Here is a 12,867-nt window from a genome sequence, read left to right on the forward strand (position 1 = left end):
TGCTTTCAGGTGTGGCGACGGCGGCGGACCCACCGGCGGATCTCATCGGTCCCCCAGACCAGTGGCGGGAAGACGGCGATGAGGAGGACGACGTCCATCGGCAGGGCGGCGGTACCGAAGAGGTGCTGGAGCGGGGGCGCGTAGACGAGCGCCGCGGTGAAGGCGAGTTCGAAGGCGATGCCGGCGAGGAGCAGCGGGTTGGTGAAGAGGCCGATGTCGCGCAGGGCGGCGTGGTCGGTGCGGGCTGCCATCGCGGTCCCGACCTGGCAGGTGACGATGCCGGCGAAGGTGGCGGTGGTGGCGGTGAGGTAGGCCTGGTGGAGCGGGGTGCCCGGGCCGGTCGGGTCGCCGGGGTGCCAGCCCGCCCGCCACAGCACGTAGAAGAAGGCGGCCATCACCAGGACGGCGGAGACGGTGCCGAGCCAGCCCCAGCTGCGGACCAGCATGTCCTTGTTGATCACTCCCTGGGTGCTGGGCCGGGGTGGTCGCGCCATGACGCCCGGTTCGGCGCGCTCGCGGCCCAGGGCGAGGGCGGGGAGGGTCTCGGTGCCGAGGTCGATGGCGAGGATCTGGAGCACGGTCAACGGCAGGGGAACGGCTCCACCTGACAGGGCGAAGACCAGGAAGGGAACGACTTCGGGGGTGAGGTGGGCGAAGATGTAGACGATGAACTTTCGGACGTTGTCGTAGACGCGGCGCCCGGATTCGATCGCCGTGACGATGGTGGCGAAGTTGTCGTCGGTCAGGACCATGGTCGAGGCTTCGCGGGCGACGTCGGTGCCCGAGCTGCCCATGGCGACGCCGATGTGGGCGCGGTGGAGGGCGGGCGCGTCGTTGACCCCGTCGCCGGTCATGGCGACGATCTGCCCGTGGGCCCGCAGGGCGTCGGCCACCTTCAGTTTTGTCTCGGGTGAGGAGCGGGCGAAGACGATCTCCGTGCGGGGCAGCCGCAGCAGGTGGTCGAGTTCGTGGTCGTCGATGGCCTCGGACTGGGCGATCACCCTCAGGTTCGGCACGCCGATGCCCACCGACCGGGCCACGGCGGCGGCTGTGGCGCCGTTGTCGCCGGTGACGATGTGGACGGTCAGCCCTGCCTGGTGGCAGCGCTCGACCGCGGCGGCCACCTCCGGGCGCGGTGGGTCGTACAGGCCGACGAGACCCAGCAGGCGCAGTTCCTGTTCGGCCTGCTGCCGCCGCGTCGGGACGGGGGCACCGTCCGGCAGGTCCCGCTCCGCGACGGCCAGTACCCTCATGCCCGCCGCGGCCAGGGCGTCGGCCGCGTCCTGCGCCCGCCGGGCCGGCTCCCCGTCCGTCAGGAGGTGCAGGACGGCCTCCGGAGCGCCCTTGGCGATGACCCTCAGGCGTCCCGGGGCCGTCGCCTGCACCACCGACATCAGGCGCAGGCGGGGGTCGAATCGGAAGCAGGCACGGCGGTAGGCGTCCCGGTCGGCCGGATCCACTGCGACGGCGTACTGCGCCGCTCCGTCCACCAGGGCGATCTCGGTCGGGTCGCCGTGCAACCGCCCGTCGCTCTCGCGCGCGACGGTGGTGCACAGGGCCGCCGCACGGACGAGTTCGGTGCTGTCCGGTCCGGGGTCCGTGCCGTGCTCGGGCGTCCAGAGGGCGTGCAGGCGCATCTCGTTGCGGGTGAGGGTGCCTGTCTTGTCGGTGCAGATGACGTTGGTGGAGCCGAGGGTCTCCACAGCGCTGAGCCGCTTGATCACCGCGCCCTGTCGGGCGAGGACCCGGACGCCGACCGCGAGGGCGAGGGTGATGGTCGGCAGGAGCCCTTCGGGCACGTTGGCCACGAGCAGGCCGATCGCGAACATCAGCGAATCGGTGACCGGCAGACCCACCGCGACGCCGATCACGAGGAAGACCGCACTCAGGCCGACGGCGACCGCCGCGATCAGCCAGGCGACCTTCTTGACCTGCTTCTCCAACGGGCTCGGTTCGCGCGGGGTGCGCTGGCTGAGGGCCGCTATCCGGCCGAGTTGCGTGTGGTCCCCTGTGGCGAAGACGATCGCCCGGGCCTGTCCCTCGGTGGCGCTGGTACCGCTGAAGACGAGATTGGGCTCCTGGAGCACCGGCACCGCCTGCAGCCCGGGCCCGGCCAGCCGTTCCACCGGCGTGGACTCCCCCGTCAGCATGGACAGGTCCGCTTCGATTCCGCCTTCCGTCAGACGGGCGTCGGCGGCGATGCGGTCGCCTTCCTCAAGGAGGACGAGGTCACCGGGGACGAGGTCCCGGGCGGGTACGTGCTGCGTCTGCCCGTCGCGGATCACCCGCGCCTGCGCGGGAAGGTAGCGGGCCAGGGTCTCGACGGCCTTCTCGGCCTGCCGTTCCTGGACGAGGGCGAAGGCGGCGTTGACGAGGACCACGGCGATGATCGCCCAGCCGAGCACGCCGATGCCGCCGATGAACGCGAGCGCGGCGGCCGCCCACAGCAGCAGCGCCAACGGGTGGGCCAGCTGGCGCAGGAGTTCCCGAAGGACGCCAGCCTGCGCGGTGGGGCGGACCTCGTTCGGCCCGTAGACCGCCAGCCGCCGAGCCGCTTCCCGGCTCGACAGCCCCGCGGGCCCCGTGTGGAGTTCCCGGCGGAGCAGGGGAAGGGGCTCCAGGGGGTCGGGGGCGACGTCCTGCGCGAGACCCCTGTCGGCGGGACCGTCAGCCATCGTCTGCTCCGGGGCCGGGGTGCAGACGGCCGGTCCAGACGGGCTCGACGTCCTCCCATTCGGCTTCCCAGGCCCGGGCGCTGCGGGCGTCGACGACCCGGATCCCCACGCGGACGAGGGCTCCTGCCAGGAGCGTGATCCCGGTGAGGACCACGGTGCCGAGGCCGAAGGCCCGCAGTGCGAGGTCGGCCGTCCCAGGGGGCGCTGTAGCGGCCTCGCCCCGGTCGTCGACCCAGACCGGGACGGTGTCGCCCTTGCGCGTCTGCGCGGGAACGGGGACGGTGTCGGCGTGCCTGCGGTCAGCGGGGAAGTGCCAGGTGACGGGGGCGACCACGACGGGCCTCTCGCTCGGGCCCGGTCCGGTCCGGTAGCTGGTCGCACCGACCGCGGTGGCCGTGACGATGTGCCGGTGCCGGGCGAGGGTCTCGGCGGCGCGGCTGCCGTCGGCCCAGTCGGCCCGCCCGGCGGCGATGCCGCAGATCGCCGCGAGGAGGCACGCGACAGCGAAGGCGGCGTGCAGGCGCGAGCGGGTGCGGTCGGCCTTGCGACGGAGCGGATTGGCTCCCGCCCCCGCCGTCCGGTCGTCGTCCATGGCCCACCTCCGTTGCACGGGCACCGTGCCGGGCCGCCCGGTCAGGCGGCGGTGAGTTCGGCGCTGATGTGGTGTGCCCAGGCCTGGATGCGCTCGGGGGCGCGGTAGTCGCCGCCCTTTCCCTGGCGGAGCATCGACCGGGCGACGAGTCCCGGGGTACGAGCCGTGACGCTGCCGCCGAACGTCTTGTGTTCGCGCGCGCCGATGAGCTGCATCTGCCGGGCGACTGCGGGGACCGGGGGGATGTCGTGTTCCTCCGCCGAGCGGTCGAGCGGGCCGCTGCTGAACAGCCACACGGGGCGGTGCCGGAGGGAGTCCGCGTTGCGTTCGGCGCAGCGCTTGGCCCTGCCGCTCCAATGGCCGGCGTAGAGGGAGCCTCCGAGGACGACCGCGTCGTAGGCGCGGACATCGTCGACCTGGGCTGCGGGCAGTACCACGGCGTCGAGACCGTCCTCGCGGAGGGTCCTGCCGATCTGCTCGGCGATCCCCGCAGTGGCTCCGTGCTGGCTCCCGTAGGCGACCAGGACCTTCTTGGCGGTCATGGCGCAGCCTCCTCGTCTCGTCCATGTGGGCTGATACCACTGTCACGCCGCGGGAGGCGGCTCCGCATGGGCCGGACGGATCCCGGTCGGGGCCATTCGGTCCTCGCCCTGGCGGCCCTCCTCCGCCGCAGCCACGTGCTGCTTGACGGCGGCGAAGCTGTCCGGGGCCACGGAGACGGAGTCGATCCCGACGCCGACGAGGAAGGCGGCGAAGGCGGGGTCGTCGCTGGGGCGCTGACCGCACAGGCCCACGGGGCGTCCCGCGGCCTGGGCGCGCGGGACGAGCACGCCGATCAGCTGGGTGACGGCCGGATCGTTCTCGTCGAAGACGTCGGCGAGCGCTTCGGAGTCCCGGTCCACGCCCAGGGTGAGCTGCGTGAGGTCGTTGCTGCCGATGGAGAAGCCGTCGAAGCGTTCCGCGAAGTCCTCGGCGAGGAGGATGTTGGCGGGGATCTCCGCCATCACGTACACCTTGAGCCCGTTCTCGCCGCGTCGCAGTCCCTCACCGGCCATCACGTCGAGGACCTTGTCGGCCTCCTTCAGCGTGCGGCAGAAGGGGATCATGACGATGACGTTGGTCAGGCCCATCTCGTCGCGGACCCGGCGCAGCGCCCGGCATTCCAGGGCGAAGCCCTCCCGGTAGCCGTCGCTGTAGTAGCGGCTGGCTCCCCGCCATCCGATCATCGGGTTGGCCTCGACCGGCTCGAACGGGCGGCCGCCGAGGAGCTTGGCGTACTCGTTGGTCTTGAAGTCGCTGGTACGCACGATGACGGGGTCCGGCCACCGGGACGCGGCGATCCGGGCGATGCCGAAGGCCAGGCGGTCGGTGAAGTACCGGGTGCGGTCGAGGCTGCCCTCGGTGAGCTGTTCGACGGCGCGGCGGTCGCCCGCGTCCAGGCGCTCCGGATGCAGCAGGGCCATGGGGTGGACCTTGACCTGGTGGGCGACGATGAACTCCAGGCGCGCCAGGCCCACGCCGTCCGCCGGCAGCCGCCACCAGCGGAAGGCCGCCGACGGGTCCGCCAGGTTGAGCATCACCCGCGTGCGGGTGGCGGGCAGGGCCGCCAGGTCGGTCTCGGTCTCCTCGTACGGCACCAGGCCCGCGTACACCTTCCCGCGGCTGCCCTCCGTGCACGAGACGGTGACGTCGGCGCCGTCCGCCAAGACCTTCGTGGCGTCGGCGGTGCCGACGACGGCGGGAACGCCGAGTTCGCGGCTGACGATGGCCGCGTGGGAGGTGCGGCCCCCGTGATCGGTGACGATCGCGGCAGCCCGCTTCATGATCGGTTCCCAGTCCGGGTCCGTGATCGAGGTGACGAGGACGCCGCCCGCCGGGAAGCGCTCCAGGTCCACGGGCGTGTCCAGACGGCACACGGGTCCGGCGCCGATCGCCTCACCGACCGCGGTGCCTTCGGCGAGCACCTCCCCCGGCGTGCCGGTCAGACGGCAGCGGCGCAGGGTCGAGGCACGCCTACGGGACTGGACCGTCTCCGGGCGGGCCTGGACGACGGCCAGCTCTCCGGTGGTCCCGTCCTTGGCCCACTCCAGGTCCATCGGACACCCGTAGTGCTCCTCGACCGCCACGGCCCACTCGGCGAGCCGGCGGACCTCGGCGTCGGTCAGGACCCGTCCGGCCCGTTCTTCGGGGCTGGTGTCGACGGTGTCGGTGAGCCCGCCCTGCGCGTAGACCGCCTTGCGGCGCTTGGCCCCGAGGCGGACGTCGATGACGGGGCTGAGGGCGGGGTCCTTCAGGGACGGCTTGAAGACGGTGTACTCGTCCGGGTCCGTCTGCCCGCTGACCACGGTTTCGCCGAGCCCCCAGGCCGCGCTGACCACGACCACGTTGGGGAAGCCGCTCTCGGGGTCGAGGGTGAACATCACCCCGGCGCCGGCGAGGTCCGAGCGGACCATCGCCTGGACTCCGACGGACAGCGCGACACGCAGATGGTCGAAGCCCATGCGCTCGCGGTAGTCGATGGCCCGGTCGGTGAAGAGGGAGGCGAAGCAGCGGTGTACGGCTTCCAGCAGCTGCTCGGTGCCGCGCACGTTGAGGTACGTCTCCTGCTGCCCGGCGAAGCTGGCCTCGGGCAGGTCCTCGGCGGTCGCGCTGCTCCGTACGGCGACCTCCGGGTCGGTCCGGTCCAGCCGACGGCCGAGGTCGGCGTACGCGGCCGTGATCTCCTCCCGCAGCGCCTCGGACAGGGGTGCGCCCAGGACCAGGGCCCGGATCCCCGCGCCGACGTCCTCCAGCGCGGCGCCGTCGTGGAACCGGGCGAGCTGCCCCTTGATCCGGGCACGCAGTCCGTGCCGGTCGAGCAGCTCGTCGTAGGCCTCCGCGGTCGTGGCGAAGCCCGGCGGTACGGTGATTCCGGCCGGCGCCAGCCGCACGGTCAGTTCGCCGAGGGAGGCGTTCTTGCCACCGACGCGGGCGACGTCACCGCGGCTCAGGCGAGTGAAGGGTATGACGCGTCGTACGTGTCCCATGACGATCCGGGGCCTTTCTCGAAAGGCGGTGTTCAGTACGGCAGCGGGCGGCCGGAGGGCGTACGCAGGTCCAGCGGGGCAGGCCTGCGGGGCTGCTTCGGCCGGGTCCGGATCCGTCTGCGCTGCATCGTGGTCACCCTCTTCGGGAAGCGGCGCCGGTTCTGCGTCCGGGCTCCACGATCACTCCGCGGGGTGCGCTGTCCGCAGTGCCGAGGGGGCCCGTCGCCCAGGGCCGACCGGGCCCCTTCTGCGGGGGCCGATGGTCCCGGCGCGGTGGTTTCACTCCGGCTCCATGTAGGGGCGGCGGAAGACCGGTGCCTGGCTGGTTCCCCACGGGCGGACGGCTGCCAGCGCCTGGACGACTGCGGATTCGAGAGGCCCGCTCGTATCGATCGCGACTGCTTCGCGCCATGGGGCTTCTCGGGCGGCCATGGCTCTGGCGACGGCCACGTCGGCATCGGACGGGCCCTCGGCGCGGCCCTCGATCCGGGCCTCCGACACCTGCCCGGGAGCCTCGCAGTGCAGTGCCACGAGGTCGGCGTGGGCTTGGTCGGCCACGCGGACGGCGGCTTCACGCTGTCCCGCATCGGTCCAGGTGGCGTCGAGCACGACCGATTCGCCGGTGGCCAGCAGCCTCGACGCGCGGTCGAGGAGTGCCGCATACGCGTCGGCCGTCCGTTCCGGTGTGTACAGGCCCTCGCCGTAGCCGGCCGGCGCCGGCTGTTCCGCCGGAATGCCCGCGAGCTCCTTGCGCATCCGGTCGCTGCTGAGCAGTGTCACGCCGAGGCGGTCGGCCAGGGCGCCGGAGAGGGTGGACTTCCCGCTGCCCGGAATTCCGCCGACGAGGGTGAGGCCGACGGCTGAGGTACGCAGGTGCCGCAGGGCGACCGATACCAGTCGTCGCGCCGCCGAGTCCGCACCCGGCGCACCCTGTCCGGCCTGGATCAGGGACACCTTGGCCCGCACGAAGGCGCGATAGGCGACGTAGTGGTGTCGCAGGGAAGGCGGTGCCGGGTCACCGGAGTACTCGCCGTACCGGGAGAGGAAGTACGAAGCGGCCTCGGGAGCCCCGAGATGCTCCAGGTCCATGGCGAGGAACGCTGCGTCGTCGAGACCGTCGACGTAGCGCAGGTGGTCGTCGAATTCGAGGCAGTCGAGGATGCGGGGTCCGTCGTCGAGGCAGAAGATGTCGTCGGCGAGCAGGTCTCCGTGGCCGTCGACGATCCGGCCCTGCCCGATGCGGGAGTCGAACAACCGCTCCCGTCCGCTGAGGTAGCGGCGTACGAGTCGCTCGGTCTCGGCCAGACCGTCGGGGAGGTGCTGGGCGTCGACCAGCGTGTGTACCTGCGCGAAGCCGGCTTCCCAACGCGATGACAGCGCGTCCCTGGTGCCTTGTGCGTCCACGTCCGGGCCCCGGGCCGCACCCGCGTGGTGCGCGGCGAGCCGACGGGCGACGGCATCGAGGAAGCGGTCGACGTCCGCGCCCTCGGCGACGAGCGCCGAGAGCCGGCGGCCGGTCGGCATCCTGCGCATGACGACGACCGGTTCGGGCTCCTCTGCTCCGGGGCTCCTGAACTCACCGACTCCGAGGTAGACGTCCGGCGCGAACCGCCGGTTGAGCTCGACTTCCCGTTCGCAGATGCTTCGGCGGGCGGCCACGGTGCTGTAGTCCAGGAAGCCCAGGTCGACCGGCTTCTTGATCTTGTAGGCGCGGTCTCCCATGAAGAGGACCACCGCCGTATGGGTCTCGCACACCTCCGCCCGCAGTGGCGGAGGGGCCTCGTCGCCGGTGCCCGTCCGCAGCGCCGACGCGTCGGGCGGGTACGCGGTCCGTCGCGACCCCACGGAGTCGGTGCCGGGCTCAGTCATGGGGAACAACCGCCACGGGGCAGCGTGCGTGATGAAGGGCGGCCTGGGCGACGGGCCCCAGGCGGGGTGCCAGGGGTGGACGGTTCCTGCGTCGGCCGACGACCAGCACTCCGGCGTCCTCGGCAGCCCTCGTCACGGCCCTCGCCGGGCTCTCGAGGGTGACGCTCTCGACGACGTCGAGATGCGGATACTCCACACGCCACCGCTGGAGGGCCAGATTCAGCCTCGTCCTGGCCTCGCGCTCGATCTCACGGGTCACTTCGTGGTCGGCGCCCCAGGGCGTGTGGGCGTGCAGGGGAAGGGATTCGCCGTGTACGGCCCGAAGCGGCACGCCACGCGCCGCCGCCGCTTCGAACGCGAACGCCAGCAGATCGTCGCACGGGCCGCCCAGTTTCAACGCCACCACCACGCCGCCGGCGCTACCGGGCGGGGGTGGCTGCGCGGCCTCACGTGTGCCCGCCCGGACCAGGACCACGGGACGCTCGGCGCGGCCCACGACGGCCGTACTGATGGCACCGAGGAAATAGCTCTCGACGAACTCCAGGCCCCGCGAACCGAGCACCGTCAGCTCGGACTCGGCTGCCACACGCAGGAGTGCGTCCTGGGCGTCTTCGGCGACGAGCTCACCGATGACCGTCAGTCCCGGGTGCGTCGCCTGGATCTCTGCCCGTGCCGTGTGCACGAGCTTCTTCGCCCAGTAGTTCTGGTCGAAAGCCGAGGAGACGTGTGGCGGATCCGGCGCCAGCAGGGGCCAGGCGTGCAGGAGACGCAGTGTGAGCCTACGTCTTTGGGCCTCATCAGCGCCCCAGCGGGCAGCGGCCAGGCTCTCCGCAGAGCCGTCGAGGCCCACGGTCACGACCGGGTCCATGGCGTCAGCTTCCTCTCGCTCGACCCCCTGGGATGACATCACGGATGCCCCGTCCCGGGCTCGCAGGCGCACCGTGGCGGCGGCGCTCGCCGAGCCGAAGGCGTCCTGGATCAGCGGCTGGCGCAGATGGCCTCGACGAAGTGGCCCACCTGGTCGTCGGAGAGATGCCGAGCGAGATCGGCTTCACTGATCATGCCCACGAGGCGGTGGTCCGCGATGACGGGGACGCGCCGGATGTGATGGTCCTGCATCGTGGCCAGGACCTGGTCCGCTCCCGCGTCGGCGTCGACCGTCACGGGCTTGCCCTGGGCGAGCTGCCCCGCCGTCATGTGGCTCGGGTCCTTTCCCTTGGCCAGGCATTTGATCACGATGTCACGGTCGGTGATGATGCCGTGCAGTCGGTCGTCCGGGCCGCAGATGGGCAGTGCTCCGACGTCCAGCTCACCCATTCGGCGCGCGGCGTCCATGAGCGTCTCCGTCTCCTGGACGCAGGAAGCACCGGCATGCATGATCTCGCGTGCTGTTTTCATGGCCTTCTCCTCAGCTCCCCCTGTTCAGTCTGGCGGCCGCCGCGCCCCCTTGCGCGTCGGACGTACGGGTCTGGACGCGGGCCACCGGGCGTGGGCCGACCGTCGCCACACGCCTGCGGTGCGAGCCTTGCGGGAGGCAGCCGACGGCCGAGCGCGGAAGGGGAACCAGGATCCGATGGAAGCCATCAGCCGGACCGTGGTCATCGGCATGGGCAATGAGTTCCGCCGTGACGACGGTGTCGGATGGATCGTGGCCGGCCTGTTGAAGCGTCGGGCCGAGGAGGGCCGGCTGCCCGCGGGTGTCGTCGTCGCACAGTGCGACGGCGATCCCGGGCGCCTGATCGCACTGTGGGAGGACGCCGACCTGGCCATCGTCGTGGATGCCTGTTCTCCGCCCGCCGCGGAGCCGGGACGCACACATCGGTGGGACGACGCCGCGGGCGACGGGCCGGGTACGACCGTTTCCGCGAGACACAGCACCCACGGGCTCGGCTTCGCCGAAGCGCTGGACCTGGGCCGCGCACTCGGCCGCACCCCCCGTCGCCTGATCGTGTACGCGGTCGAGGGAGCGGATCTTTCGCAGGGACTGGGCATGACCGCCGCAGTGGCGCGCACGGTACCGCGACTGCTCCGACGGATCACCGCCGACATCGAACGCCACGGCATGCCCGCGGACGACGCCCGCGCCGGGAAAGCCGAGCCACCGAACGGGACTCGCCGGACGACGGTCACCGACCGCCGGCCACCCGCCTGACACCCTGGCCGTGAGCAGTCCCGCGGTACGGCCTCCCCTCGGGCGGTCGAGGCCGTCGTATGCACCCTGCCCCACGTCGGTGCGGGGCACGGACGGGAGGCAGACCATGACCAGCCCCGAGGAGAGCCGCCGACCCCACGACGGCGGGAGTGAGGCAGTGCTCGACCGCAGCGGTCTGGCCGAGCTCGTGGCGGCCCTGCAGCGCCGTGGCCGTACGGTGATCGGCCCGACCGTACGGGACGGTGCGATCGTTCTCGACGAGCTGGACTCAGCCGCCGCACTGCCCTACGGGTGGGGGGTGGAGTTGGAAGCGGGTACGTACCGGCTCCGCCGGCGCGACGACGGGGCCGCGTTCTCTCACAGTGCGGGGCCCCAGTCGTGGAAGTCGTTCCTGCACCCCGAGCGGGTCCGCCAGTGGTCCGCGGACCGTGGGCCCGGCGGCGAACTGACCGTGCGCGAGGAGAGGCCGGAGGAGGTCTCCTACGCGTTCCTCGGCGTGCGGCCCTGCGATCTGCGCGCCATCCGGATCCTGGACCGGGTCATGTCCGGTGGCCGGTATCGCGATCCGGCCTACCTGTCCCGGCGGACGGGCGCCTTCCTGATCGTGGTCGAGTGCACCGAGCCGGGTGCCACCTGCTTCTGCGTCTCGATGGGTACGGGGCCGGCCGCGGACGCCGGGTACGACCTCGCCCTCACCGAGGTGGTGAACGACGACGGTCACCGCTTCCTGTGCCGGAGCGGGACCGAAGAGGGAGCCGCCGTCCTCGCGGAACTCCCGTGCCGCGCCGCCGACGACGCGACCCGGACCGCTGCCGTCCTGGGAGTGCGCGAGGCCGCCGACCGTATGGGCCGGTCCATGCCGCCGGTGGACCTGCGCACGCTGATGCGGGACACCCTGGAGGCGGACCGCTGGGACGACGTCACGGCCCGGTGCCTGAGCTGCGGCAACTGCACCATGGTCTGTCCGACCTGCTTCTGCACGACCACCGAGGACATCACCGACCTGACCGGCGACCACGCAGAGCGGTGGCGCCGCTGGGACTCCTGCTACGACCTGGACTTCTCGCTCCTGCACGGTGGTCCCGTCCGGGCCACCCCCCGCAGCCGCTACCGCCAGTGGCTCACCCACAAGCTCGGCACCTGGCACGACCAGTTCGACAGCTCCGGCTGCGTCGGCTGCGGCCGCTGCATCGTCTGGTGCCCCACCGGCATCGACCTCACCGAGGAGGCCCACGCCCTCCACCTGGAAGTCCAGGAGAGAAAGGACGCGCCGTGACCACGACTGACGGGCGCCCCTGCGGCACCCGACTGCTCGCCGCTCTGCCGGCGGGTGAGCGCGAGCCGCTGAGGTCCCTCGCCCGCACCGTCGTCCTGCCGGCCGGCACACGCGTCTTCGAGGAGGGCGAGGAAGCGGACCGCTTCTGGATCCTCTGCTCGGGAACCGTCGCCCTCGACATCCAGATCCCCGGCCGGGGCCGCGCGATCGTCGAGACGATCGGCGCGGACGGCCTGCTCGGCTGGTCATGGCTGTGCCCGCCACGGCAGTGGCACCTGGGCGCCGAGACCCGGGAGGCCGTCCGCGCCTGGCAGTTCGACGCCGCCGCGGTACGCGCCCTGTGCGCCGAGCGGCCCGCGCTGGGTCTGGCCCTGGTCACCCTCGTCGCGGAGACCATCGGAGAGCGGCTCAGGGCCACGCGCACCCGGCTGCTCGACCTGTACGGGCCGCCGGCGAACGGACCCGCCTCATGACCCTGACACCGCTCGCCTACCGTGTGGCGGACCGGCGGGAGGAGACACGCGACACGGTCACCCTCACGCTCGAACCCTCCGGCGAGCCCCTCGCCCCCTTCGCACCGGGGCAGTTCGCGATGGTGTACGCGTTCGGCGTGGGGGAGATCCCCGTATCCGTGTCCCGGATCCTCGACGGCGGCCGGCTGGCCCACACGGTACGGGCCGTCGGTGCGGTCTCGCGGGCGATCTGCGGCCTCGGGCCCGGAGCCCCCGTCGGAGTCCGCGGCCCGTTCGGCACCGGGTGGGACACGGCGGCTGCGCACGGCCGTGATGTGCTCGTCGTCGCCGGCGGCATCGGTCTCGCCCCGCTGAGACCCCTGATCGAGACCGTACTGTCCGAGCCGGAAGCGTACGCACGGCTCAACGTCCTCGCCGGTGCCCGAAGCCCCGACGACCTGCTGTACCCGGAGGAAATCCCCTCCTGGCGGAGCCCGTTCGCGCAGATCACCGTCGACCGGCCCTCGGCCGGCTGGACGGGCCGGGTCGGAATCGTCACCGGCCTGATCGACGAAGCCCGCTTCACGCCCCTGGACACGACCGCCTTCGTCTGCGGCCCGGAGGTCATGATCCGGGCCACGGCGCGCACCCTGGTGCACCGGGGCGTGGACGCCGCACGCATCCAGGTGTCCCTCGAACGCAACATGCGCTGTGCGACCGGGCACTGCGGGCACTGCCAGCTCGGCCCGCTGCTGCTCTGCCGCGACGGCCCGGTGGTCGGCTACGACCGGGCCGAACCCCTGCTCACCGTCCGGGAGCTGTGAG

General features: G+C 72.3%; 11 protein-coding genes. 4 read left to right on the top strand and 7 right to left on the bottom strand.

Features of this window, described 5'->3' with window-relative positions; genetic code table 11:
• Positions 1–5: 5 nt before the first annotated feature.
• From ACFWFZ_RS26190 to ACFWFZ_RS26220, 7 genes are all read right to left on the bottom strand, one after another.
• Positions 6–2,675: a cation-translocating P-type ATPase gene (locus ACFWFZ_RS26190; RefSeq protein WP_387125417.1), complete on the bottom strand. Its 2,670-nt coding sequence runs from the start codon at positions 2,673–2,675 to the stop codon at positions 6–8.
• Positions 2,668–3,267, bottom strand: coding sequence for a hypothetical protein (locus ACFWFZ_RS26195; protein WP_387125418.1), 600 nt, complete (start codon positions 3,265–3,267; stop codon positions 2,668–2,670). The genes ACFWFZ_RS26190 and ACFWFZ_RS26195 overlap by 8 nt, the downstream gene beginning before the upstream one ends.
• Before the next feature lie 41 nt (positions 3,268–3,308).
• Positions 3,309–3,809 carry a flavodoxin domain-containing protein gene (locus ACFWFZ_RS26200; protein WP_387125419.1) on the bottom strand — a complete coding sequence of 167 codons (501 nt, stop codon included), beginning with the start codon at positions 3,807–3,809 and terminating at the stop codon, positions 3,309–3,311.
• Positions 3,810–3,851: 42 nt separating this feature from the next.
• On the bottom strand, positions 3,852–6,293 hold the full coding sequence (gene ppsA / locus ACFWFZ_RS26205; RefSeq protein WP_387125420.1) for a phosphoenolpyruvate synthase: 2,442 nt from the start codon (positions 6,291–6,293) through the stop codon (positions 3,852–3,854).
• Positions 6,294–6,572: 279 nt separating this feature from the next.
• Complete coding sequence (locus ACFWFZ_RS26210) at positions 6,573–8,048, bottom strand: AAA family ATPase (RefSeq protein ID WP_387125457.1); 1,476 nt, start codon at positions 8,046–8,048, stop codon at positions 6,573–6,575.
• A gap of 106 nt (positions 8,049–8,154) precedes the next feature.
• Positions 8,155–9,030 (bottom strand): universal stress protein, encoded by an 876-nt coding sequence (locus tag ACFWFZ_RS26215; protein ID WP_387125421.1) that lies wholly within the window; start codon positions 9,028–9,030, stop codon positions 8,155–8,157.
• A gap of 110 nt (positions 9,031–9,140) precedes the next feature.
• A complete protein-coding gene (locus tag ACFWFZ_RS26220) occupies positions 9,141–9,560 on the bottom strand; it encodes a CBS domain-containing protein (protein ID WP_387125422.1) in 420 nt (139 codons plus the stop codon).
• Between the two features lie 175 nt (positions 9,561–9,735).
• On the opposite strand from ACFWFZ_RS26220, the gene ACFWFZ_RS26225 reads away from it, so the two are divergent.
• From ACFWFZ_RS26225 to ACFWFZ_RS26240, 4 genes are all read left to right on the top strand, one after another.
• On the top strand, positions 9,736–10,314 hold the full coding sequence (locus ACFWFZ_RS26225) for a hydrogenase maturation protease (protein WP_387125423.1): 579 nt from the start codon (positions 9,736–9,738) through the stop codon (positions 10,312–10,314).
• 106 nt (positions 10,315–10,420) lie between these two features.
• Complete coding sequence (locus ACFWFZ_RS26230) at positions 10,421–11,590, top strand: 4Fe-4S dicluster domain-containing protein (RefSeq protein ID WP_387125424.1); 1,170 nt, start codon at positions 10,421–10,423, stop codon at positions 11,588–11,590.
• The gene (locus ACFWFZ_RS26235) at positions 11,587–12,063 is read left to right on the top strand and encodes a cyclic nucleotide-binding domain-containing protein (RefSeq protein WP_387125425.1); all 477 of its coding nucleotides are present in this window, start codon (positions 11,587–11,589) and stop codon (positions 12,061–12,063) included. Before ACFWFZ_RS26230 ends, ACFWFZ_RS26235 begins: the two co-directional genes overlap by 4 nt.
• Positions 12,060–12,866: an FAD/NAD(P)-binding protein gene (locus ACFWFZ_RS26240; protein WP_387125426.1), complete on the top strand. Its 807-nt coding sequence runs from the start codon at positions 12,060–12,062 to the stop codon at positions 12,864–12,866. The genes ACFWFZ_RS26235 and ACFWFZ_RS26240 overlap by 4 nt, the downstream gene beginning before the upstream one ends.
• The last annotated feature ends 1 nt before the right edge of the window (position 12,867 follow it).

The organism is Streptomyces sp. NPDC060232 (genome assembly GCF_042726555.1).
Classification (GTDB): Bacteria; Actinomycetota; Actinomycetes; order Streptomycetales; family Streptomycetaceae; genus Streptomyces.

Excerpts from the sequence above, each read along its gene's own strand:
- ACFWFZ_RS26190 (WP_387125417.1), bottom strand. The coding sequence starts at position 2,675 with ATGGCTGACGGTCCCGCCGACAGGGGTCTCGCGCAGGACGTCGCCCCC.
- ACFWFZ_RS26195 (WP_387125418.1), bottom strand. The coding sequence starts at position 3,267 with ATGGACGACGACCGGACGGCGGGGGCGGGAGCCAATCCGCTCCGTCGC.
- ACFWFZ_RS26200 (WP_387125419.1), bottom strand. The coding sequence starts at position 3,809 with ATGACCGCCAAGAAGGTCCTGGTCGCCTACGGGAGCCAGCACGGAGCC.
- ppsA (WP_387125420.1), bottom strand. The coding sequence starts at position 6,293 with ATGGGACACGTACGACGCGTCATACCCTTCACTCGCCTGAGCCGCGGT.
- ACFWFZ_RS26215 (WP_387125421.1), bottom strand. The coding sequence starts at position 9,030 with ATGGACCCGGTCGTGACCGTGGGCCTCGACGGCTCTGCGGAGAGCCTG.
- ACFWFZ_RS26220 (WP_387125422.1), bottom strand. The coding sequence starts at position 9,560 with ATGAAAACAGCACGCGAGATCATGCATGCCGGTGCTTCCTGCGTCCAG.
- ACFWFZ_RS26225 (WP_387125423.1), top strand. The coding sequence starts at position 9,736 with ATGGAAGCCATCAGCCGGACCGTGGTCATCGGCATGGGCAATGAGTTC.
- ACFWFZ_RS26230 (WP_387125424.1), top strand. The coding sequence starts at position 10,421 with ATGACCAGCCCCGAGGAGAGCCGCCGACCCCACGACGGCGGGAGTGAG.
- ACFWFZ_RS26240 (WP_387125426.1), top strand. The coding sequence starts at position 12,060 with ATGACCCTGACACCGCTCGCCTACCGTGTGGCGGACCGGCGGGAGGAG.